Origin of the sequence: Parabacteroides acidifaciens, assembly GCF_003363715.1 — a bacterium.
GTDB classification, from domain to species: domain Bacteria; phylum Bacteroidota; class Bacteroidia; order Bacteroidales; family Tannerellaceae; genus Parabacteroides; species Parabacteroides acidifaciens.
Map to the genome: position 1 here is coordinate 18,545 of NZ_QREV01000033.1, position 22,136 is coordinate 40,680.

Annotated in this window: 20 protein-coding genes; 11 read left to right on the top strand and 9 right to left on the bottom strand. The window is 45.8% G+C overall.

Annotated features, from left to right (window positions below):
• Positions 1-110: 110 nt before the first annotated feature.
• The 5 genes from ilvC to ilvD all read right to left on the bottom strand — a co-directional run bounded on the left by ilvC (position 111) and on the right by ilvD (position 6,233).
• Positions 111-1,154, bottom strand: coding sequence for a ketol-acid reductoisomerase (gene ilvC / locus DWU89_RS13360; RefSeq protein ID WP_115500129.1), 1,044 nt, complete (start codon positions 1,152-1,154; stop codon positions 111-113).
• A 44-nt stretch (positions 1,155-1,198) separates the two neighbouring features.
• Entirely contained in the window at positions 1,199-1,930 is a 732-nt protein-coding gene (locus DWU89_RS13365; protein ID WP_115500130.1) for an acyl-[acyl-carrier-protein] thioesterase, read from the bottom strand.
• Between the two features lie 173 nt (positions 1,931-2,103).
• A complete protein-coding gene (gene ilvN / locus DWU89_RS13370) occupies positions 2,104-2,661 on the bottom strand; it encodes an acetolactate synthase small subunit (RefSeq protein ID WP_115500131.1) in 558 nt (185 codons plus the stop codon).
• Between the two features lie 12 nt (positions 2,662-2,673).
• The gene (gene ilvB / locus DWU89_RS13375) at positions 2,674-4,374 is read right to left on the bottom strand and encodes a biosynthetic-type acetolactate synthase large subunit (protein WP_115500132.1); all 1,701 of its coding nucleotides are present in this window, start codon (positions 4,372-4,374) and stop codon (positions 2,674-2,676) included.
• 23 nt (positions 4,375-4,397) lie between these two features.
• A complete protein-coding gene (gene ilvD / locus DWU89_RS13380; protein ID WP_115500158.1) occupies positions 4,398-6,233 on the bottom strand; it encodes a dihydroxy-acid dehydratase in 1,836 nt (611 codons plus the stop codon).
• A 1,535-nt stretch (positions 6,234-7,768) separates the two neighbouring features.
• Between ilvD and DWU89_RS13385 the strand changes: the two genes are divergently transcribed.
• The 5 genes from DWU89_RS13385 (at position 7,769) to DWU89_RS13405 (ending at position 13,254) form a co-directional block, all read left to right on the top strand.
• Positions 7,769-9,424 (top strand): helix-turn-helix domain-containing protein, encoded by a 1,656-nt coding sequence (locus tag DWU89_RS13385; RefSeq protein ID WP_115500133.1) that lies wholly within the window; start codon positions 7,769-7,771, stop codon positions 9,422-9,424.
• 198 nt (positions 9,425-9,622) lie between these two features.
• Positions 9,623-9,988: a DUF3244 domain-containing protein gene (locus DWU89_RS13390; protein ID WP_222940355.1), complete on the top strand. Its 366-nt coding sequence runs from the start codon at positions 9,623-9,625 to the stop codon at positions 9,986-9,988.
• A 16-nt stretch (positions 9,989-10,004) separates the two neighbouring features.
• Positions 10,005-11,108, top strand: coding sequence for a hypothetical protein (locus tag DWU89_RS13395; RefSeq protein ID WP_115500134.1), 1,104 nt, complete (start codon positions 10,005-10,007; stop codon positions 11,106-11,108).
• A 203-nt stretch (positions 11,109-11,311) separates the two neighbouring features.
• The gene (locus DWU89_RS13400; protein WP_115500135.1) at positions 11,312-11,998 is read left to right on the top strand and encodes an outer membrane beta-barrel protein; all 687 of its coding nucleotides are present in this window, start codon (positions 11,312-11,314) and stop codon (positions 11,996-11,998) included.
• Positions 11,999-12,078: 80 nt separating this feature from the next.
• Positions 12,079-13,254: a MalY/PatB family protein gene (locus DWU89_RS13405; RefSeq protein ID WP_115500136.1), complete on the top strand. Its 1,176-nt coding sequence runs from the start codon at positions 12,079-12,081 to the stop codon at positions 13,252-13,254.
• A 19-nt stretch (positions 13,255-13,273) separates the two neighbouring features.
• Here the strand turns inward: DWU89_RS13405 and DWU89_RS13410 are convergent, their stop codons facing one another.
• Positions 13,274-15,085: an LTA synthase family protein gene (locus tag DWU89_RS13410; RefSeq protein WP_115500137.1), complete on the bottom strand. Its 1,812-nt coding sequence runs from the start codon at positions 15,083-15,085 to the stop codon at positions 13,274-13,276.
• A 183-nt stretch (positions 15,086-15,268) separates the two neighbouring features.
• Between DWU89_RS13410 and DWU89_RS13415 the strand changes: the two genes are divergently transcribed.
• Positions 15,269-15,847 carry an FKBP-type peptidyl-prolyl cis-trans isomerase gene (locus DWU89_RS13415; protein ID WP_115500138.1) on the top strand — a complete coding sequence of 193 codons (579 nt, stop codon included), beginning with the start codon at positions 15,269-15,271 and terminating at the stop codon, positions 15,845-15,847.
• 6 nt (positions 15,848-15,853) lie between these two features.
• A complete protein-coding gene (aroC, locus tag DWU89_RS13420; RefSeq protein ID WP_115500139.1) occupies positions 15,854-16,924 on the top strand; it encodes a chorismate synthase in 1,071 nt (356 codons plus the stop codon).
• A 94-nt stretch (positions 16,925-17,018) separates the two neighbouring features.
• Here the strand turns inward: aroC and rlmH are convergent, their stop codons facing one another.
• A complete protein-coding gene (gene rlmH / locus DWU89_RS13425; protein WP_115500140.1) occupies positions 17,019-17,492 on the bottom strand; it encodes a 23S rRNA (pseudouridine(1915)-N(3))-methyltransferase RlmH in 474 nt (157 codons plus the stop codon).
• Positions 17,493-17,582: 90 nt separating this feature from the next.
• On the opposite strand from rlmH, the gene DWU89_RS13430 reads away from it, so the two are divergent.
• The 3 genes from DWU89_RS13430 (at position 17,583) to DWU89_RS13440 (ending at position 19,160) form a co-directional block, all read left to right on the top strand.
• Positions 17,583-17,954 (top strand): DUF4783 domain-containing protein, encoded by a 372-nt coding sequence (locus tag DWU89_RS13430; protein WP_115500141.1) that lies wholly within the window; start codon positions 17,583-17,585, stop codon positions 17,952-17,954.
• An 8-nt stretch (positions 17,955-17,962) separates the two neighbouring features.
• Positions 17,963-18,820 carry a carboxylating nicotinate-nucleotide diphosphorylase gene (gene nadC, locus DWU89_RS13435; RefSeq protein ID WP_115500142.1) on the top strand — a complete coding sequence of 286 codons (858 nt, stop codon included), beginning with the start codon at positions 17,963-17,965 and terminating at the stop codon, positions 18,818-18,820.
• 82 nt (positions 18,821-18,902) lie between these two features.
• Positions 18,903-19,160 (top strand): DUF6722 family protein, encoded by a 258-nt coding sequence (locus tag DWU89_RS13440; RefSeq protein WP_222940356.1) that lies wholly within the window; start codon positions 18,903-18,905, stop codon positions 19,158-19,160.
• A gap of 143 nt (positions 19,161-19,303) precedes the next feature.
• Here the strand turns inward: DWU89_RS13440 and DWU89_RS13445 are convergent, their stop codons facing one another.
• Together DWU89_RS13445 and DWU89_RS13450 are read right to left on the bottom strand one after the other, a co-directional pair.
• Entirely contained in the window at positions 19,304-19,882 is a 579-nt protein-coding gene (locus DWU89_RS13445) for an acyltransferase (protein WP_115500143.1), read from the bottom strand.
• The gene (locus DWU89_RS13450) at positions 19,883-20,587 is read right to left on the bottom strand and encodes an SAM-dependent methyltransferase (RefSeq protein ID WP_115500144.1); all 705 of its coding nucleotides are present in this window, start codon (positions 20,585-20,587) and stop codon (positions 19,883-19,885) included. It lies immediately after the preceding gene.
• Positions 20,588-20,672: 85 nt separating this feature from the next.
• Here DWU89_RS13450 and DWU89_RS13455 point away from each other — a divergent pair, with 85 nt between their 5' ends.
• Positions 20,673-22,067, top strand: a complete 1,395-nt coding sequence (locus tag DWU89_RS13455) for a methyltransferase RsmF C-terminal domain-like protein (RefSeq protein WP_115500145.1) — start codon at positions 20,673-20,675, stop codon at positions 22,065-22,067.
• Positions 22,068-22,136 lie beyond the last annotated feature (69 nt).

Sequence of the window (22,136 nt, forward strand, 5' to 3'; positions counted from 1 at the left end):
ACACAGGGATACAAAACAAAGGGAAATTCAATTCCCAGAGCTCTGTATCCCTGTGAGATATTCATCCGAAGTTCCTTGTCCCCGCGCTTGACGCGGGGCCGCAAAAAGTATTAGTTGTTTTCCGGACGCAGTTTGCGGACAACGGCACCGGCACGCCACATTTCGCTGTTGCGCAGGGCTTCCAGTTCCTTGTTCAGACCTTCGCGATAGTCCGGTTTGCTGTTGGTGTCGATAGAACGCTGTGCTTCATTACCGGCAGCCACTTCGTTATACAGTTTTTCAAATACCGGTTTAGTTGCATCGTGGAACGGGCCCATCCAGTCCAGAGCACCACGCTGGGCGGTAGTGGAACAGTTTGCATACATCCAGTCCATACCGTTTTCAGCGAACAGCGGCATCAACGACTGAGTCAGCTCTTCCACAGTTTCGTTGAATGCTTCGGAAGGTTCGTGTCCGTGTTCACGCAATGTCTCGTACTGAGCCAGGAGCAGACCCTGGATAGCACCCATCAGCGTACCGCGTTCGCCCGTCAGGTCGGAATACACTTCCTTCTTGAAAGTTGTTTCGAACAGGTAACCTGAACCGACACCGATACCCAGTGCGATTACACGGTCCCATGCTTTGCCGGTTGCATCCTGGAAGATTGCATAGCTGGAGTTCAAGCCGCGTCCCTGCAGGAACATACGGCGCAGAGATGTACCGGAACCCTTCGGAGCGATCAGGATTACATCAACGTCTGCGGGAGGAATGATGTTTGTGCGTTCCTTGTAAGTGATTGCAAAACCGTGAGAGAAATACAACGCCTTACCCGGAGTCAGGTATTTCTTGATACGCGGCCAGCATTCGATCTGGGCGGCATCAGAAAGCAGAACCTGTATGATAGTTGCTTTTTCGCAAGCTTCTTCGATACCGAAAAGTGTTTCACCCGGTACCCAACCGTCGGCAACAGCCTTGTCATAGGTCTTGCCCGGACGCTGTCCTACGATCACGTTAAAACCATTGTCGCGCAAGTTCAAGCTCTGTCCAGGGCCCTGAACGCCGTAACCGATTACTGCGATTACTTCATCTTTCAACACTTCTCTTGCTTTTTCCAACGGAAACTCTTCGCGGGTTACTACGTTTTCGTCAACACCGCCAAAATTCATTACTGCCATTTTCTTTTTACTTTAAAATGTATTTAATAATAATATTCTATTCTCTAACTCCACGTAACGGCTGCACGGCAAATCGCCTTGCCCTCGTTACAGATTGCCATATTATATTTTTCAGAACCGGCTTCCTGCTTATGCAACATGAGTTCCATCCCATATTTGCCTTCAGCCTGGTAAGCGATTTCGAAACGTTTGATATCTTTTGTCTTAAACATCTCCAGGTCAAAGAGGTCCAGGAGGTGTTCCATATATTTGATACTGTTCAGGTGGCCGTTGATGTCCAGGTCGCTGTATTTGATCGAGTAAGGAATACCTTCCGACTCACTTTCCGCAGCCGCAATCTTGCCCGGCTTCTCGATCGGACAGGAACGCTCGGTTATATAAGAGCTCAGCCCTGCCACATCCAACAAGGTCGGACGGCGTGTCTCGACATCGATAGCCGCCCAGATGGAACGGGCGTAACCGAAGGTCTTCCCGTTGCTGTCCGCCAACTCGAAACAACGGCTGGTGAAGAGACGGCCGACCTCGTCTATCCAGGTATATAGTGTTATAGGCTCCGACATGGCAGGATATTCAATCATCTCGATTGCCAGACGGGAAAGCACCCAGGCAGTATGCCGTTCGGACATGTCGTTGAAGCCGAATCCACGTTCGGCGGCATGAGTGGACGCCACGTGTATCAGATAGTTTCCGATCATCGGGATCGTTACGCGTCCACGGAAATCCAACAGATATGGTTCTGTGACGAAATGAAATTCTCCTACTTTGTTTTTCTCCATAATTCTATATTTTAAAAAAAGATATATCAAAATAACCACCAACGCTTTAGCGTGTCATTGCGGGCTTGACCCGCAACCTCATACTAATTACTGTAATTCAGTTTAGGATGAGATGGCGGGTCAAGCCCGCCAGGACACAAACGCAGTGAATGAGAGTTTTGACATCTCCTACGTTATTGTCCGTTTCTTTCCTGCAGCTTGCGTTCCATATCGGCCAACATATCACTCAACCGCTCTACGCGGCTTTTGGTAATGGCGATACGTCCGGAACGGATAAACTGCAAGACGCCGATCGATTCGCTCAACTCTTTGAAAAGCGCCTGCGTCTCGTCGTAATGACCGCTCTTTTCCAACACCACGCACGTCTCGTTCATTTCCAGGATACGGGCGTTGTACTTGCGGATCAGGTCCTCGACCGTACCCATCTTGATGAACAGTTCCGTGCTCAGTTTGTAAAGGGCGATCTCCTGGAAGACCAGGTCTTCATCCGTATTATAATAAGCCTTCAGGATGTCGACGCGCTTGTCGATCTGTTTCACCACCTTGTCGATCATATCCTCATCGGCAAAGGTCGTGATCGTAAACTTGTGGATACCCTGTATCGCAGACGGAGAGACAGAAAGCGTCTCGATGTTCAACTGCCGGCGCGTAAAGATAATCGTAATCTGGTTCAGAAGACCTACTGTGTTCTCTGAAAAGATAATAACGGTATATAATTTTTTTGTTGTCATAGCTTCGCCTCCTTACTTATCTCCTAATATCATGTTTGTTACGCTTGCTCCGGCAGGCACCATCGGTAATACCATACCGCATGTCTCCACATTGGCTACCAACACATATGCGCCGTCGTGCGCGAGCATCTCGGCAATGGCTTCGTCCAGTTCTTCCCGCTTGTCGACCGCCCGACTGGCGATGCCGTAAGCCTTGGCAATTGCCACGAAGTCGGGATTCTCCATCGTCGTGTTGGAATAGCGTTCGTGGAAGAACAGTTCCTGCCACTGGCGTACCATACCGAGGAAATTATTATTCAGGATGATAATCTTTACATCGAGTTTTTCCTGCATGATGGTTCCTAACTCCTGGATCGTCATCTGCATACCTCCGTCGCCGGTAAAGAAGCAGACCGTACGGTCGGGTGCGCCAAACTTGGCTCCCATAGCTGCCGGAAGGCCGAAGCCCATCGTGCCGAGACCGCCGGATGTAACCACACTGCGGGTTTGTTTATATTTAAAGTAACGGACACCCATCATCTGGTTCTGGCCTACATCCGTCACCAGGATGGCATCGTTGCCTGTCGCCTCGGATACTTTGCGGACCACTTCGCCCATCTTCAGCTGGCCACTGGCCGGAGACAGTTCTTTTTCAATCACCTTCTCGTATTCTTCCCGGGCATCCGGCTCAAATTCGGCATTCCACTCCGGACGCTTCCGTTCTTCCAGCAGTTCCGTAATCATCGGGATCGTGTGTTTGGCATTACCCAGCACTTTCACGTCTACCGGAACATTCTTGCCGATTTCAGAGTTATCGATATCCAGATGGATGATCTTGGCCTGCTTGGCATACGTATTCAGGTCGCCCGTCACACGGTCGTCGAAGCGCATTCCGATGGCGATCAGGACATCACATTCGTTCGTCTTCCGGTTCGGTCCTACATTTCCATGCATACCCAGCATACCTTTATTTAAAGGAAAATCGGAAGGCATAGCCGACAAGCCCAGAACAGTCGAACCGGCCGGTATATCGTTTTTCAGCAGGAATGCTTTCAGTTCTTCTTCAGCCCCTCCCAGCAAGACACCTTGCCCGACCAGGCAGAACGGTTTCTTTGCACTGTTGATCAGAGCGGCAGCCGTCTTAATCCGATCCCGGTTGATCTCCGGTTCCGGCTGATAGCTGCGGACAAAGTCCACCTTCTTATATTCGTAATCGACCAAACCGACTTGCGCATCTTTTGCCAGGTCAAGGACAACAGGTCCCGGACGGCCGGTAGAAGCGATATAAAAGGCACGCGAGACAGCCCAGGCGATCTCTTCCGGCCGACGGATCTGATAAGCCCACTTCGTTATTGGCTGGGCAATACCGATCACATCGACTTCCTGGAAAGCATCCGTTCCGAGCAGCGGAGAAGGCACCTGTCCGGCTATGACTACCATAGGCGTACTGTCCATCAAAGCATCGGCAATACCGGTAATGGTATTGGTTGCGCCGGGACCGGAAGTAACCAAGGTCACTCCCACTTTGCCGGATACGCGTGCATATCCCTGGGCGGCATGCGTCGCTCCCTGTTCATGGCGGACCAGGACGTGTTTCAACTGATCTCTGTAATCATACAAGCTGTCGTAAATAGGAATTGCCTGCCCTCCCGGATAACCGAAGATAGTGTCTACTCCTTCAGCGATCAGTGTCTTCAGCAAAGCTTCCGAACCGGTTATCTTTTGTTTCTCCATATCTCTCTATTTTAGTCTGATGTTTAATCTTCTACAATTCTTACTCCCCCTTTGTCGGCCGATGAAACCATCTTGCCGTAAGCCTTTAAGGCTTTCGAGACGACTCGTTGGCGGTAAGGAGGCGTAAAGGCTTTCGTTCCGCGGGCTTCTTCCGCCTTGCGGCGTTCTGCCAATTCCGCATCGCAGACCTTCACATTAATGGTACGTTCCGGTATATCGATCTCGATAATATCGCCATCCTTTACCAGGCCGATTGCTCCGCCGGCTGCCGCTTCGGGAGACACATGGCCGATAGAAAGGCCGGATGTGCCGCCACTGAAACGTCCGTCCGTTATCAGGGCGCATTCCTTACCAAGATGGCGGCTCTTTATATAAGAGGTAGGATAAAGCATTTCCTGCATGCCCGGACCGCCTTTCGGTCCTTCGTGCGTGATCACGACCACATCGCCCGAAACAACTTTTCCACCCAGAATACCCTCACAAGCGGCATCCTGCGAATCGAAAACTTTGGCAGGGCCGGCAAATTTCCAGATACTCTCGTCCACTCCGGCGGTCTTGACCACGCAACCATCCAACGCGATATTTCCTTTCAGGACAGCCAGGCCGCCATCTTTGGAGTAAGCATGTTCCACGTCGCGGATACATCCTCCGGCACGATCGGTATCCAGTTCTTTATAGTAAGTTTCCTGCGATCCCATCTGAATACTGAAACGATGGGCCGGGGCGCTCTTATATTTCTTGATTGCCTCATCCGTTACGTTCGGCGAAGTGATTGCGAATTTGTCTACAGCCTCGGCCAGTGTCATGCCATCCACACGTTTCACACCGCCGTCTACCAATCCGCCCTTCAGCAACTCATTCATAATCCCCATAATACCACCGGCACGGTTTACATCCTGAACATGATAGGTATGTGTATTGGGAGCGACTTTGCAAAGGCAGGGAGTCTTGCGTGACAGCATATCGATGTCGTCCATCGTGAAATCGGCTTCCGCTTCCTGGGCAACAGCCAGCAGGTGAAGTACCGTATTGGTCGATCCGCCCATGGCGATATCCAGCGACATGGCGTTCAGGAAAGCCTGACGGGTAGCGATACTGCGGGGAAGAACCGAGTCGTCACCATCGCGGTAATATTTATAAGCATTTTCCACAATCTGTTTGGCTGCATCGCGGAACAGCTGTGTACGGTTAGCATGCGTAGCGACAATCGTCCCGTTACCCGGAAGCGCCAGACCGATCGCCTCGTTCAGGCAATTCATCGAGTTTGCCGTAAACATACCGGAGCAGCAACCGCATCCGGGGCAGGCGTTCCGTTCGACCTGTGCGATCCGTTCGTCGCTCACCGACGTATCGGCCGATTCAATCATGGCATCGATCAAGTCGAGGTGGCGGTTATCCAACTCACCGGCCTCCATCGGACCGCCGGAAACAAAGATGGTCGGGATATTAAGCCGCATGGATGCCATCAGCATACCCGGCGTGATCTTGTCGCAATTGCTGATACAAACCATCGCATCGGCCTTATGCGCGTTTACCATATATTCAACGCTGTCCGCAATGATGTCGCGGGAAGGGAGCGAGTAAAGCATCCCGTCGTGCCCCATCGCGATACCGTCATCGATGGCAATCGTATTGAACTCGGCTGCAAAGCAACCCAACTTTTCGATCTCCGCTTTTACCTGTTGCCCGATCTCGTGCAGATGCACATGTCCGGGTACAAACTGGGTAAATGAATTCACAATGGCTATAATCGGTTTGCCGAACTGCTCTTCTTTCAGGCCGTTGGCGCGCCACAAGGCACGGGCTCCGGCCATGCGTCTGCCCTCAGTGCTGTATGAACTTCTTAACGGATTCTTCATCATATTGTTTGTTTACGTTATTTTTATACATTAAAAAAGCCCTTCTCTATATGGAGAAAGGCTTAAGAAATATCTTTATACGACTTCACGACTTCTTGCACACCTTTCTCCTTACCTGCTAATGACTAGAAGGACCACCACGAGAATAATATGCAATACATTGTTCATCATCTTTTCTTATGTCTTTATTTTTTGTTTGACGCTGCAAATGTAGAACAATAATTCGTACCACCAAAGAATTTAAAAGAAAAATATCACTTTATCTTACATTTCTCAATAAAAAAGGAAGACTGGCTCATTATTTATTATCATAAAGGAGAAATCTCTGCTTGAATCAAACTTGTATAGTTGTTTTTGACAAGAATGAACTGTGAATGATGATTTATCTGTTACTTTTGGCTTGATCCAAAAGTAACCAAAAGATCAAGGCCGAACCTGCTTCGCTACTCCGTTCCCTCCGTTCGCTGTCGCGTCTGAAACTCGCTTCGCTCAAACAGCAGACGCTCCGAGCGCTCACTGCGGTCTCTGCGCTTTACGCTCACCAGCTTAGGCCGGAGATAGAGCCTGACGGCTCTATTGAGGATTGTGAGACCGACAGTTCCTATGCGATCCCGCATCGAGTGCGGGAACAAGTTGGCTCTATCCTTGTCCCCGTGCTTGACACGGGGCCGCAAAGAAACAGGCAGTATCGGCCATCCCAAGAGAAAGGCCTAAGCGGACGGGCGTAAAGCGGAGGGTAAAAGCGAAGCGACAGGAGCCTGCGCTGTCTGAGCGAAACGAGTTTCGCAGGCGACAGCGTAGCCTTTACCCGGAGTAGCCCGGACGGTTAAGCCTTGACTTTTTGGTTACTTTTGGGTCAAGCCAAAAGTAACAGATAAACCTTCTAATTTTCAATTTTCAACTCTTAACTTTCAACTATCCCCGGGGGGCTTATTGTATAAAACGTATTTTTTTAATCAGAAAGACATCCAAAACAAAACAAATGTTAATCCACTTTTTTGACCTCAAAAAGAGACTTTTTCCTCTTTTTTGAGTGTTTTCAACAATTACGACCGTCCTCTTTGCCATTACGACCGTGCTAATGTGTAGTGCACTCGGCACCTCGCGAAGATTAGCACGGTCGTAATGGCGATTTGGACGGTCATAATTAAAAAGAGGACCGTCTTTAGGGCAAAAAAGGCCCTAAATTTCCTTGCGATATTTGGAACGCCGTCCGTTTTATTTTCAAATATTCGATTCTCCGGGAGTTAAGGTTTTCCACTTTGTCGGCTTATCCGGCATTCGGCAATCAAAAAGAATGCTTTTGGAAACGGTCACGGCACCTCATTTCTCCCGTTGTCAGAAATAAGGTCCAATCCCGTACAAATAGTCAATCCAAAACGGATCAACTTTTCAGGTGAAATAGAAAAACCGCCGAAAAGGGGGGTTATTGTATAGTTTAACATATTCACCTGATCGCGATCGCGGGTTTGTTAATGGCACAAATTTGTACATCATACAAAAATCAGCTACATTTGCAAAATCAACATATAAAGATGAGGAACATACTATTATTTATATTTTTGTCAACCTTTTTCTCCTGCCAGAACGATCAAACAGCCCGCCAATTGCTTGACCAAGCTGAATTATTTATCGAAACGCAGGCAGACAGTACCCGTATGCTCTTGGACAGCATACAAACTCCTGATAATTTAAATGACAAGCTTTTTGCCCGCTGGTGTATGTTACAAGGAAAAACAGCAGACAAACTACATGAGGATATGCCTTATGTGGAACAACTTACACGCGCCCTGCAATGGTACACAAAACACGGAACTGCCGAACAGCAAGCTTGGATCGGCCTGTATTTAGGTCGCTCGTATGCAGAAGATAAACTTTTCGTACCGGCGACTAACGCTTATTCGGATGCGTTGAAAACAGCATTGGATGGGCATATATATAATGTAGCGGGATATATTTGTAGCTATATGGGAGATTTATATACCTATATGGGACAAAGAACCGAAAAACGACGAAAGACAGAAGAAGCAGCGGGCTATTTTAAAAAGGCTGGAAATATGAGAAGTTATGCGTTTGCGTTGAGAGATATTGCTAAAACCTATTATATGGAAAGCTCCGATTCTATAGCCTTAAACTATGTATTAAAAGCTGACTCCATTATTTCAAAGATCGGCAACATAACCGAAATAAATGAAATAACAAATAACTTAGGTATTATATATGAAGCACTAGGAGAGAGAGATAAAGCTATGCAATGTTATCTAAAATCAATAGACACAACAGACAATGCACCCAATTATTTAGCATTAAGTTCTTTATATTATAACAATGATATGCTAGATTCTGCACGATACTATCTAAGAAAAGCTAATAGTCCTACATCTAATCAAGATACGCCTATTGACTGTCTATATATGGGATATTTAATCGAAAAAGATGCTAATGAGACTGATAAAGCATTGAATTATTTAGAACAATACATTGAGGTAAAGGATTCTTTATATAACAAAGAGATGCAAGTTGACATCATAGATGCTGAGAAACGACATAATCTAACTATTTTGTTTAAACAGAACAAAGAACTTCTTCTCACTAAATATTTATATATTATTCTCTTTTCTATTTCAATTATCATTGCTCTAATTGTCTATCTAATTTATCAAACAAGAGACAAAAACAGGCTTCAAAAGATAAATGACCAACAAACCGCATTAGAGCAAAAACAAATCAAACTAAGGGAGTTAGAATTAGAAATACAACAAAAAAACTCAAGGCTTGAAGACACAAAAGATATTCTAATAGAAGTAGAGAGAACAAAAATAGAATTGAACGTTCTTAGAAGTTCTATATTTCAAGCTGCGTTAATCACAAAGCGAATAAAGAAACTTTGTAAAAATGTCACACCCTATAAAGAACAAACATTAACAACCAAAGATTGGAACAGCCTGACTGCTCTTATCAACATCCTCTATCCCAATGTCGCTCTTTTTATAGAGAAAAATCCATTCAATTTGACGGAAAAAGAAATCGAAATATGTAGTCTTAGTTTTTTACAACTTGACGTTAAAGAAGAAGCAATCTTATTAGACATAAATCCGGATTCTGTCAGCAAACGCAGACTTAGAACCCGTCAAAAGCTTAATTTGACCAATTCTGACAAGAGTATTTATACATTTCTCACAACGCTTTAATTTTTAGCAAATTACATAGCACCCCTGTCTTGATAAAACATATCATTGTCCATGCCATACTCCATATAACTATCTGAATACCAAATAAAAAAACCACACAAGAAAAAGACTCTCTGTCCATACCTATTTGAACCAAATCATTTGTTAGGGCTATGAAACCCACTACTTTTGCCTCATCAAAATTTTAAACAATCCATTATGTCAAAAAACAAATTAAGTTGTATAGTTTTAGCACTACTTGTTACATTACCAAGTTTCGCTAAAAAAAAGGTACCGCTATCAGGAGTATGGCGAGAACAGTACAAATCTATCATTGTAAAATTACCTATCCAAGTTTGGGTAGAAGATAACAACGACTCTTTATTGTTAGAATTCTCTTCCTATATAGGAACAGTAGAAGTAATCGTAACAAATTCTACAGGAAACGTGATATACAAACAGTCTGTTGATACAAACAGCACATCTTCTACTATCATTGCTTTGAATGAAAAAGTAAAACAAGGTGATGTAATATATATCACAGACGGAAATAATATAGCATCTGGAAATCTCTCTAATTATTAATTTAATAAACAAAATCATGAAAAGTAAAAACATTATTTTATTGCTTTGCACAAGTACATTGGCATTAGTATCATGTGAACAAGCAGAGGTAATAGAAGGAACATCTGCTAACATAGGCATATCTCCCTCTATTTCATTAGATGTACCCTATCATGTAGAAAATGATGGTGCATTAAACTTCAGATCCACAAAAGATTATTTTGAGATATCTGATTCTTTAGCAAAATTATCGGAGAAAGAGTTTAGAAACTGGGAAACATTAAACCAGTTCGAATCATACCGTACTTATACGGATAACATCATTGAAGCCATTTACACCGCAATGGACGACGCACCTTCAAAAGTCACTGAACTCTTAAAGCAAAATAAACAATTTGTATATATGACTGAAGATAGCCTTGTATATTCCACTATCCAATCAAGGGCCTATCAAAACATCATCAATAAAAATGGAATCTTTTATATAAATGGTATCAAGAACATTGTTGATAGTAAATACATAACTTTAGCAACGACTGATAATTCAAAATCAATCCAGAGAATAGCTTATTTAAATCCGATTTCATCAAAAGAAAGAAGTGAACAAATCAACTTCGATCTGTTCAGCTATACAAAAAGTGACAATACTAAGCGAGCTTATGCCGAGTGTTATTTAATCAAGAATACAGCATTTGAAGATAGTCATGGCTCTAATCAAATAATGGTACAATTCCAAATAAAGGTTGATGGCAAAAAGAAACGTCCTACAGGATGGAAGCATTATTCAACAGAATATTCAGTATCACAAATAAAAGGTATATTTAATGGCATACCAACCGAAACATATCCTAATGGATACGTAAAATCTTATGGAACAATAACCATTGATGCTCCAGCTAAAGTCTCATTAGGAGAAGGTAAAATGGGATTTTACACAAAAAACTTAATGAATTTTTCTGTCCGTAATATGTCAGATCCTTTAAAAGCTCCTGATTGCATACATTTCAAAGCAGAAACAAGAGGAACTGGACCTGAAGGTGTTGGCTACAATTATTATAAAGGAAAGTACATAACACCACAAAATTGTATTAAAGGTGTTGCTGACATTTGCCCCCTCCATCAAAATGTTTATAGCAGATAATATAAGAAAATAATTTACAAAAGTCTCCGGTTTACCTTAACACGGGATGCATTGGATAATCTCTTTTCATTTGAATAATAGTAATCCGAATGTAATCCCGTGTTTCGCACATAATAACATCCTTAAGATTTTTCATGCTGCCATAAATAGGGGGATTCAAGAAATTCAAGTCTTACAATATATAACATTAATATTTTAAAGTCATGAAAGTTACAAAATTGTTGATTGCAGCACTGTTCTGTATTTGTTTTTTTCCAGCAAAGGCACAATGGCGCTTAGGTGCAGAGGCCGGTATCGACCTGTCGAGTGTGAATATCGTAACCAATCATACGCAGATTGGATCTCATGGGGGATTGACGGTGGATTATGCTTTTAAAAACCGGATCAATCTGTCTACCGGAGTCTTTCATACAATGAAAGGTGCAAATACGATTTGTGCAGACAAACTCGGATACGAACTGCTTGCCAGATTAGGATATATAGAAATTCCCTTACAGGTCGGTTATCGAATACCGGTAGCATCCAATATCCATCTGACACCTTCTGTCGGTGCATATTTTGCCTGGGGAGTCAACGGTACGGGTGAGTTTGAAAAAAGCGCCACAGGATATAATCCCAATGAGTCTATGAACGTAACGGAATGGTCCAATCCTTTTAAGTCGCATTACTATTATACTACTGAATCGGAAAGAAAGCTCGCTTATGCCTTCAACCGCTTCGATAGCGGATTGCGTTTCGGACTGAATGCCGAGATCGGACAAATCAGCCTGTCTTTCAACTATGACTTAGGATTAAAAGACATGTGGAAAGGATTCGAGCAGGCCGGGCTTTATAAACAGTTGAGAAACCGGAACGCAACTTTGGCAATCGGATATAAGTTTCAGCTATAACAACTATTTCCGGAATCGAACATATAGGTACAAAGAGATAATTTGTATATTTGCCCCCCGCAGACTGAAATAATAAACAAATGAAACAGTACAACTTTGACGAGGTCATCGAACGCCGGGGCACCAATTGCATCAAGTTTGATACCTTAAAGGAACGATTCGGCAATGAGAACTTGGTTCCCCTTTGGGTTGCCGATATGGATTTCCGGACACCGGACTTTATAGTCGATGCTATCAGGAAACGTTGCGAACACGAGATCTTCGGATATACATACGGATCGGACTCTTACTATAATAGTATTATCGAATGGGTGCATTATAAACATAACTGGAAAATACAGCGTGAATGGCTCAGCTACATTCCCGGCATTGTAAAGGGAATCGGTTTCGTCCTTCAGTGTTTCACCCAACCGGGCGACAAAGTGATTATCCAGCCACCGGTTTACCATCCGTTCCGTATCGTTCCGGAAAGTATGCACCGCGAAGTGGTGTACAACCCGCTGAAAATGGTGGATGGCGTCTATGAAATGGATTTCGACAACCTGGAATCGGTGATCGACGATCGGTGCAAAGTCTTGATCCTTTGCAATCCTCATAATCCGGGCGGCATCGTCTGGAAAAAGGATATGCTGGTCCGGTTGGCTGAGATCTGCGCGAAGCATCATATTTTGGTTATTTCGGATGAGATCCATGCAGAGATGGCCTATCCGCAATATACGCACCATCCGTTTGCAACGGTTTCCGAAGCGGCAGCCAATTGCAGCATCACCTTTATGGCACCGAGCAAGACTTTCAATATTGCCGGGATCGTAACCTCCTATTCGATCGTTCCCAATGCCGGGATACGGGAGCAGTTCTACTCCTTTATGGAAGCCGGCGAGTTCGGCGACGGAACAATCTTCGCTTATACGGCAACGGAAGCAGCCTATACTTACGGAGCGGAATGGTTACAGCAGATGCGGATGTACATAACGGAAAATGTACGTTTCGTGGATGATTACCTGAAAGCCAACCTGCCGAAAATAAAAGCATATCCTCCGCAAGCATCTTTCCTTATCTGGCTGGATTGCCGCGACTTGAAACTGAGCCAGCCGGAGCTGGTCAGCCTCTTCGAGGAAAAAGCCGGCCTGTTGCTGAACGACGGAAGTATGTTCGGGCCCGGCGGCGAAGGTTTTATGCGCCTGAACATCGGTTGCCCGCGTTCAGTCCTGAAAACGGCTCTGGAAGCGTTGAAGAAAGCGGTCAATAAGAAATAAAATTTATATGAAGGGCGGTTCATTTCTGATTCACAGAAGAACTGCCCTCATTCATTCTCCCCAGATAATCACAACGGATGATCATGTCCGAAACGGTCCATGCATCTTTGGCAAACCGGAGTTCCTCATCCGAAACATCCCCCGCATCTCCTACCACTTTGTAATTCGGATCAATGGCAAAAGCCTTTTTGTCGGGGTCCAGAATGCTGCGGCCCAATCCTTTCCAGGCATAATTATCCAGCCCGAGAAGGGACAGCAGTGTCGGATAAATATCAACCTGCCCCATCACTTTTTCATAGCGCATGCCTACCGGTGAGTTTATTATAATCAAAGGAGTAAACTGCTGATCCGAAACAAGGCCTTTCCCCGCTTTCGTATCACAAAGCATACTCCGTGCATCGGCAAGGCCTTCGTGGTCACCGGTTACGACAACCATCGTATTATTCAATATCCCCGACTGTTTTAAACGCTCGATAAAAAGACCGATTGCCCTGTCCGTGTAGTTCGCCATCGTCATATAATCATTCATCCGCTGAGGGATCTCAGCGGAAAAAAATATATTTTTTAATTCTTTCGGCAGAATAAACGGGTTGTGACCGGAATAGGTCACACATTGCAGGAACGTATGTCCATCTTTGTTCCATACCACCCCATCTTCTATCTTATCAGCACACTGGCGGAAGAAAGAGACATCTCCTAATTTTTTATGAGGCCCGACACGCTCATCAAGGATAAAACTTTGTTTATCCAACAGTTGGTCATAGCCAAACATCGGAGCGACAATATTCTGGTTCCAGACAATCCTTTTATCAACCGTCATCCCGTATGCCCGTGCTCCCGGATATTTTTCTTTAAACGCCTTAACGACAGAAGGGTAATAAGAAGAGGGAAACTTAGTGCTATAGGCACCGTTCGCAATCGGTAACAGCCCCGTATCGAACAGCAGCTGCGCATCGATCGAACGGCCTCCTTTTACCTGTGTCAGGACATAAGGCGCATATAGCGTGGTCGAGTCTTTCAACAATTTATTCAGATAGGGGGTTATTTCATTGCCTTCCACCGTCTTTTCCAACACCCAACTTTCCAGAGATTCGGCTAAAATCAAAATACAATTATCGCGTACCTCGATCTTAACCGGTAACGGTTTCCAGGCCGGTTTATCCGCCAACCAGGTATTGATATGCTTCTCTATTTCGGGCGTGTACACCACCTGTTCGCGTAAATAATCATAATAAAGCGAACCGAAAACAGTGTACATAGGAGTCCCGCAAGTATGCATATTGGCATTTTGAAGGGATTCGAAAGCTGCTTTATATCCCCTCTTCATTTCGATCAACCCGAACGAGAGCAGGCCGGTAACCAGAATCAGGAGGAAATAACGCAGCGGGAACCGACTTCCCGGAACTTCCGCACTTTCATTCCGGCCATATTTCCACCATACAAATCCGGCAAACAGAGTGGAAAGAGGGAAAAACAAATCCATCCACCGCGAAGCATCACAGACACTTGCTGTGAAATCTTTCAGATTCCCGGCCAACATATAGCTGCTTAAAGGGATAGCCGTAAAATAAGTCCGGAAATACATCAGGTTGGTAACCAATAACAAATCGACCAGTACGAAAATAGCAAGCGTCGTCTTAACCGCCCGGAAACAGACAAGAGGCAATAATAAAACCAATGTCACCAATACAGCATCCAGATAGGTTTCAATCCTTGAGCAAGAGACAAAGGTCGTCTGCAGGCACCACAGGAAATCAAAAAAGAAGAATTTAGCGACTAAGCAAATGAAAAAAAGATACAGTACTTTACTGTAAATTCTATTACCAAACATAAGTAAACACTTTAATTAGACAACACCTATATAACAACGTTTGAGGCGGCAAAGATAACTATATTCTATCTTAATTCTATCTCAAAACATTACATATCTTTATTTTTCAAAGATTAAGAACGCAAAATCGGAAATTATGCGTAAATTTGTCATCGTTTTATTTATCACAAAAACAATTTTATAATGAAAATTACAGCAAATAAGTTCGTTGCAGTTACTTACGACCTGAACGTAGGCGAAGGCGAAGAACGCGAATTGATGGAAAGAGCAACAGCCGAAATGCCTCTGAAATTTATCTTCGGCACAGGCGCTATGCTCCCCGCTTTTGAAGACGCTCTGAAAGACCTGGAAGTAGGCAACAAATTTAACTTCTCTATAGCTCCGGCTGATGCATACGGCGAGTATGTGGAGGAACACGTTTTGGACCTGCCGAAGAATATTTTCGAAGTGGACGGCAAGTTCGACTCGGAAATGATCAAAGAAGGCAACACGGTTCCGATGATGGATTCAAACGGTAACCGCATGAACGGTTCTGTTTTAGAAGTGAAAGACGATGTAGTCGTAATGGACTTCAATCATCCGTTGGCAGGCGAAACACTGCATTTCAGCGGTGATGTTATCGACGTACACGAACCGACAGCCGAAGAAATAGCAGCTCTTTCTGCTCCGGCAGGAGGATGCGGTTGCGGATGCGACGATTGCGGAAGCGATTGTGGAGACCACAATCATGATGGTGGATGTGGATGCGGCGGTTGCCACTAATATAAGGTGAATACGTTCGGAAACATATACAGACTGACCTCTTTCGGAGAATCGCACGGTCCCGGAATCGGAGGCGTGATTGACGGATGCCCGGCCGGGATCGAGCTGGACACGGCTTTTATCCAAAGCGAACTGAACCGCCGTAAGCCGGGACAGTCCAAAATCACAACTCCACGTAAGGAAGACGACGAAGTACAGTTTCTTTCCGGCATTTATGAAGGGAAGACGACTGGTACTCCGATCGGCTTTATCATCTGGAACAAGAATCAGCATTCGTCGGACTACGACAATATGAAGAGCGTCTACCGCCCTTCACATGCCGATTATACCTATCAGACAAAATACGGGATCCGTGACCCCCGGGGCGGCGGACGTTCGTCGGCACGCGAGACAATCGCGCGTTGTGTTGCCGGTGCAATCGCCAAGTTAGCGCTCCGCCAGAAAGGGATCAGCATTCAGGCTTATACTTCCCAGGTGGGAAATATCAAGTTGGAAGGTTCTTATATGGACTATGATCTCGGCAAGGTGGAAGATACGGCCGTACGATGTCCCGATGCGGCAACAGCGGCCGAAATGGAAGCACTGATAGCAGAAGTCAAATCCAAAGGCGATACGATCGGCGGTGTCATCACATGTGTAGCCAAAGGGGTTCCCGTAGGGCTGGGCGAACCGGTTTTCGGAAAACTGCATGCAGCGTTAGGACATGCCATGCTGACGATCAATGCCGTAAAAGGTTTTGAGTATGGCGACGGTTTCGATGCCGCCTTATACCGGGGATCGGAACGAAACGACCGTTTCTTTAACGACAACGGGCATATCAACACCCGCACCAACCATTCCGGTGGAATCCAGGGAGGCATCTCGAACGGACAGGATATTTACTTCCGCGTCGCCTTCAAATCGGTTGCCACGATCCTGATGGAACAGGAAACGGTTAATATGGATGGCGAAGATACGATATTAAAGGCTCGTGGCCGCCATGACCCGTGCGTCTTGCCACGTGCAGTGCCTATCGTCGAATCGATGACTGCTATGACATTACTGGATTATCTGTTGCTACAAAAGACAAGGGAATAATAATGTGGCAATTATTTAATGTGCCAATGTGCCAATGATGATACAAACGATTGCTGTTTTCATTGGCACATTGGCATATTTGCACATTGATACATTATTCATGATGGTACGGTTCATTATTTAGGATCGTCATCGCCCGATAAATCTGTTCGACAAAAATCAAACGAATCATCTGGTGGGAAAAGGTCATTTTACTCAATGATATTTTCTCGGCAGATGCTTTGTAAACAGCCTCACTGAAACCATACGGGCCACCGACGACAAAGACCAACCGCTTCGGAACAGTATGCATCTTCTTTTCGAGATATACGGAAAACTGCATAGATGTAAACTCTTTTCCTTTTTCATCCAACAAAACCAAATAATCTCCGGGCTGCAACGCCTTCAGTATCAGTTCTCCCTCCTTCTCTTTCTGCTGCGGTTCAGACAGGTTCTTGACGTTCTTGATGTCGGGAATCACTTCCAGTTCAAAGGGGATATAATGGACCAGACGATTCTTATATTCATTGATCGCTTCTACAAAATAGCCGGCATCCGTCTTACCTATCACAATTAGCGCAATTTTCATTCGTTTACATTTTAGAGATTGAAGGCGCTAAATTACAGGAAAAAATACATACCTTTGCATGATAGTACTCATAAAAAGAGGAGATAGCTTATGAAACGATTATTTCTTACGTTGGCATTGGTTCTCTCGGTTCTGAGTGTGATGGCTGCCGATATCGCTCCGATTTCGAATGCTTTCAAGGGAGGCAACGCCTCGTCGCTCAGCGGATCAATGGACAAGGAAGTCGACATGGCCCTACCGGGTTCGTCCAAAAAGTGCAACGCAAACGATGCTGTTTCAATGCTGAATGCCTTCTTCGGAAGTCATAAACCGACAGGATTCACAGTCGTGCATCATGCTGATAAAAAAGAGAATGGTTTCTTTGTCGGCAAACTGCCTACCGCATCCGGTGAATACCGTGTAAACGTGACCTACCGGGCGGAAGGAGACAAAGCGATTATACAATCTGTCAGAATAGAATAATAAAGGATATGAACTTAAAAGAAACAAAAGAACAACTGATTGCGGAACTAATCCGCCTGGCATTTGCAGAAGATATAGGTGATGGCGACCATACAACGCTGTGTTGTATCCCGGCAACGGAAATGGGTAAAAGCCAGCTGATCGTAAAAGAAGACGGCGTACTGGCCGGTGTCGAAATGGCCGAACGCATCTTCCGGGCTTTCGATCCGGACTTGAAGATGACAACGTTTATACAGGACGGGACTGAAGTGAAAAAGGGCGATATCGCTTTCGTCGTAGAAGGAAAAGTGCAGTCTCTCTTGCAGACCGAACGCCTGATGCTGAACGTGATGCAGCGTATGAGCGGTATCGCAACGACTACGCGCAAATACGTAAAAGCGCTGGAAGGCACGAAAACACGCGTGTTGGATACGCGTAAAACGACTCCGGGCCTGCGCATGATCGAAAAGGAAGCGGTTAAAATCGGCGGCGGCGTAAATCATCGTATCGGTTTGTTCGACATGATTCTGCTGAAAGATAACCATGTGGATTTTGCCGGAGGCATCGAAGCGGCGATCACACGTTGTCATCAATATCTGAAAGAGAAGAACAAGGATCTGAAGATCGAAATCGAAGTCCGTAACTTCGACGAATTGCAGGAAGCCATGCGTGTCGGCGGCATCGACCGCATCATGCTGGACAACTTCAATATCGAGAATACGAAGAAAGCTGTCGAAATAGTTGCCGGCCGTTACGAGCTGGAATCTTCCGGCGGTATCACCTTTGCCACACTTCGCGACTATGCAGAATGCGGTGTGGACTATATCTCGGTCGGAGCACTGACCCACTCCGTCAAGGGACTGGATATAAGCTTCAAGGCTTGCTAAAAAATAAAAGAGGAGGCGGATGATTAACTTGTCCGCCTTTTTTATATCTTTGGGGCATTATTAACAATCAAAATAATTAACTATGAGCAAAATACCTGCAAAACAAGTTTATTACACTAAAAAGACTTCGCTAAGAAAGAATCGAAGACTATTAAAAGCAATCTATTTAGAAATCAGTAAATATGGCCTCGATTTATCTAAGTTAGTCTTCGCCGGTGTTATTTTAGTAAACATCATGAGCCTTGATGTCAATAAATTCTTTATTTTTGTTCTTGGAACTATTGCGGTTACGTTATTGGCTTGTATTAGTTTTATCTTATTTATAAAAGGAAAGGAGTAAATTATGACTTTTATCTATTTATGTAGTACGATTATTATTTTTGGAGGTGCATTCCTTATCTTTTTACTCACGCCAAAAGGGAAAAGATGGCTTAATGGAGATTGATTATCATCACAGCTGTTAAGGGCGAGCGACCCCCGCCCCTATAAGATACGTTTTACGACATTGTTATGATGTAATAGGTATTGCTGCCCGCTTTCGGGACATACGGCAATACCTTTTTCGTTGAAATCGAGGCGGTGGCCGTATTCGCTTACCCAGCCGATCTGAACGGACGGATTACCGACAACCAAGGCATAAGGGGAAATATCTTTGGTCACAACGGCCCCTGCGCCGATCATAGCATATTCACCGATAGTATGGCCGCAAACGATAGTTGCATTCGCTCCGACAGTTGCCCCTTTGCCGATATGGGTTTTCTGATATTGGTTCTTGCGAACGACGGCACTACGGGGATTGATCACATTGGTGAATACGCAACTGGGACCTAAAAAGACATCGTCTTCACACGTCACTCCGGTATAAACGGATACGTTATTCTGGACTTTCACGTTATTCCCGAGAACCACTTCCGGCGAGATCACTACATTCTGTCCGATGTTACAGTCCTGTCCGATCGTACAACCGGACATGATATGCGAGAAATGCCAGATACGGGTATTATCGCCGATCGTGCATCCGGGGTCGATAACCGCTGTTTCGTGTGCCTGATAAGCTGCCATTTATTTATAGATTAAGAAGATTGTCGGTTTCTTACTCAGATCGGGCACTTTACCGGCCCATTCCTTTACCGGACGCGTGTGGATATATTCATCCTCACAGGTGATGTTCGAAGCAATACAAAGTTTAGTGGACGGGCGACAAGTACGAATCAGCTCTTCCGCCAGCTTGTTGTTGCGGTAAGGCGTTTCGATGAACAACTGCGTCTGGTTCTCCGAATAGATGCGGCCTTCCAGCTTCTTGATCGTGTTGGTCCGTTCCGAAGCGTCGATCGGCAGATAGCCGTGAAAAGCGAAGCTCTGGCCGTTAAAGCCGGAACCCATAACCGACATCAGGATGGAAGACGGTCCCACTAACGGGACCACTTTGTAGCCCTTCCGTTGTGCAATCGCCACAACATCCGCACCCGGATCGGCAACAGCCGGACACCCTGCCTCTGAAATCACGCCGACCGATTCACCTTTTGCCAAAGGGGCCAGATAACCGGCCACATCTTCGGATGAGGTATGCTTGTTCAATTCGTAAAAAGTCAGGTCGTCTATCACGATAGACGGCTCCGTCTTCTTCAGGAAACGACGTGCCGTACGCACATTCTCCACAATAAAATGGCGGATGGAAAGGATCACTTCGCGGTTGTATTCGGGAAGAACCCGGCGGTGTTCAACGTCGCCAAGCGTAACCGGTATGAGGTAAAGAGATGCTTGCATAGTTCATAAATCGGATATGCCGGACCGATGACCGTTTTTTATTCGATACAAAAATAGTACTTTTGTGCCAAACAAGCAGAATAAGATGGCACTTCCTATAGATTTTATCACACGTACCCGTGCATTACTGGGAAATGAGTTCGACAGGTTAGAGGCTGCGTTAGGGGCCGACGTCCCCGTCAGTATCCGTATAAACGAGAAGAAAGGGACACCTGCTCCCCAAGCAGGAGCGCCGGACAACCGGGTTGCCTGGTGCGAAACGGGCTATTACCTGCCGGAACGGTTGTCGTTCACATTCGACCCGCTGTTCCATGCTGGTGCCTACTACGTGCAGGAAGCCTCCTCCATGTTCCTCGAACAGGCGATACGGAATTATGTAAAAGCGCCGGTCCGGTGCCTCGACCTGTGTGCCGCTCCGGGTGGAAAATCGACACACCTGCTCAGCCTGCTGCCGGAAGGAAGCCTGCTTGTCAGCAACGAAGTGATCCGCAGCCGGAGTAACATCCTGGCTGAAAACATCGCCAAATGGGGAAACCCGAACAGCATTGTCACCAACAACGATCCGGAGGAGATCGGCCGTCTCACACACCTGTTCGACGTGATCGTCACCGACGTGCCCTGCTCAGGCGAGGGCATGTTCCGCAAAGACACCGACAGCACAGGCGAATGGAGCGTGGCCAACGTCGAACTCTGTGCCGGACGCCAGCGCCGTATCATCCATGACATCTGGAACGCCCTGAAACCGGGCGGCCTGCTGGTCTACAGCACCTGTACCTACAATACCGAAGAGGACGAGGAAAACATACATTATATAATTGAGGAGTTAGGCGCCGAAGCCCTGTCCATTCCGGTGAAAGAAGAATGGCAAACGACCGGCCCACTCAAATACGATCACCCGGTCTACCGCTTTTTCCCACACAAGACTAAAGGCGAAGGCTTCTTCCTGGCCGTCCTCCGGAAAGCCGAAGGGGAAACGGAAGAGATACGGTTCAAAAGTAAAAACAAAAAGGAGAAAGGGAAAACCGTACCAGCCACGCCCGAAGCTGTCAAATCGTATCTATCGGATGCCAACCTGTTTTCATCCGAATGGAACGGCAATTTCCTCCGGATGCATCCCGAATCCGTCCGGCAGGTTTATCCGCTGCTCCGCGAACACCTGCGCATCCTCTCCGCCGGCATCTGCATCGGCGAAGCCAAAGGAAAAGACTTCATCCCTGCCCAAGAGCTGGCGCTCAGTACCGCTCTGCATCCGGACGCTTTTCCCTCGGTCGAGCTGGACTGGGACAACGCGATCCGGTATCTGAAAAAAGAAGCCCTTCTCCTACCCGATGACACAGAGAAAGGCTACGTTTTACTTCGCTATAAAGGATTCCCCCTCGGCTTCGCCAAACATCTCGGCAACCGGGCCAATAACCTTTACCCGCAGGAATGGCGCATCCGCACCAGCTATATACCGGAGAAGGTGACGACGTTGTTATGAAGAATGATTCATTTTTTGACAGATATGAACGATTTCAACATGCTTGAAATCTATACTGCAGCGGTCACC

What these genes read in the sequence shown, in the direction of transcription:
- ilvC (WP_115500129.1), bottom strand. Translation starts at nt 1,154, where the DNA reads ATGGCAGTAATGAATTTTGGCGGTGTTGACGAAAACGTAGTAACCCGC.
- DWU89_RS13365 (WP_115500130.1), bottom strand. Translation starts at nt 1,930, where the DNA reads ATGGAGAAAAACAAAGTAGGAGAATTTCATTTCGTCACAGAACCATAT.
- ilvN (WP_115500131.1), bottom strand. Translation starts at nt 2,661, where the DNA reads ATGACAACAAAAAAATTATATACCGTTATTATCTTTTCAGAGAACACA.
- ilvB (WP_115500132.1), bottom strand. Translation starts at nt 4,374, where the DNA reads ATGGAGAAACAAAAGATAACCGGTTCGGAAGCTTTGCTGAAGACACTG.
- ilvD (WP_115500158.1), bottom strand. Translation starts at nt 6,233, where the DNA reads ATGAAGAATCCGTTAAGAAGTTCATACAGCACTGAGGGCAGACGCATG.
- DWU89_RS13385 (WP_115500133.1), top strand. Translation starts at nt 7,769, where the DNA reads ATGAGGAACATACTATTATTTATATTTTTGTCAACCTTTTTCTCCTGC.
- DWU89_RS13390 (WP_222940355.1), top strand. Translation starts at nt 9,623, where the DNA reads ATGTCAAAAAACAAATTAAGTTGTATAGTTTTAGCACTACTTGTTACA.
- DWU89_RS13395 (WP_115500134.1), top strand. Translation starts at nt 10,005, where the DNA reads ATGAAAAGTAAAAACATTATTTTATTGCTTTGCACAAGTACATTGGCA.
- DWU89_RS13400 (WP_115500135.1), top strand. Translation starts at nt 11,312, where the DNA reads ATGAAAGTTACAAAATTGTTGATTGCAGCACTGTTCTGTATTTGTTTT.
- DWU89_RS13405 (WP_115500136.1), top strand. Translation starts at nt 12,079, where the DNA reads ATGAAACAGTACAACTTTGACGAGGTCATCGAACGCCGGGGCACCAAT.
- DWU89_RS13410 (WP_115500137.1), bottom strand. Translation starts at nt 15,085, where the DNA reads ATGTTTGGTAATAGAATTTACAGTAAAGTACTGTATCTTTTTTTCATT.
- DWU89_RS13415 (WP_115500138.1), top strand. Translation starts at nt 15,269, where the DNA reads ATGAAAATTACAGCAAATAAGTTCGTTGCAGTTACTTACGACCTGAAC.
- rlmH (WP_115500140.1), bottom strand. Translation starts at nt 17,492, where the DNA reads ATGAAAATTGCGCTAATTGTGATAGGTAAGACGGATGCCGGCTATTTT.
- DWU89_RS13430 (WP_115500141.1), top strand. Translation starts at nt 17,583, where the DNA reads ATGAAACGATTATTTCTTACGTTGGCATTGGTTCTCTCGGTTCTGAGT.
- nadC (WP_115500142.1), top strand. Translation starts at nt 17,963, where the DNA reads ATGAACTTAAAAGAAACAAAAGAACAACTGATTGCGGAACTAATCCGC.
- DWU89_RS13440 (WP_222940356.1), top strand. Translation starts at nt 18,903, where the DNA reads ATGAGCAAAATACCTGCAAAACAAGTTTATTACACTAAAAAGACTTCG.
- DWU89_RS13445 (WP_115500143.1), bottom strand. Translation starts at nt 19,882, where the DNA reads ATGGCAGCTTATCAGGCACACGAAACAGCGGTTATCGACCCCGGATGC.
- DWU89_RS13450 (WP_115500144.1), bottom strand. Translation starts at nt 20,587, where the DNA reads ATGCAAGCATCTCTTTACCTCATACCGGTTACGCTTGGCGACGTTGAA.
- DWU89_RS13455 (WP_115500145.1), top strand. Translation starts at nt 20,673, where the DNA reads ATGGCACTTCCTATAGATTTTATCACACGTACCCGTGCATTACTGGGA.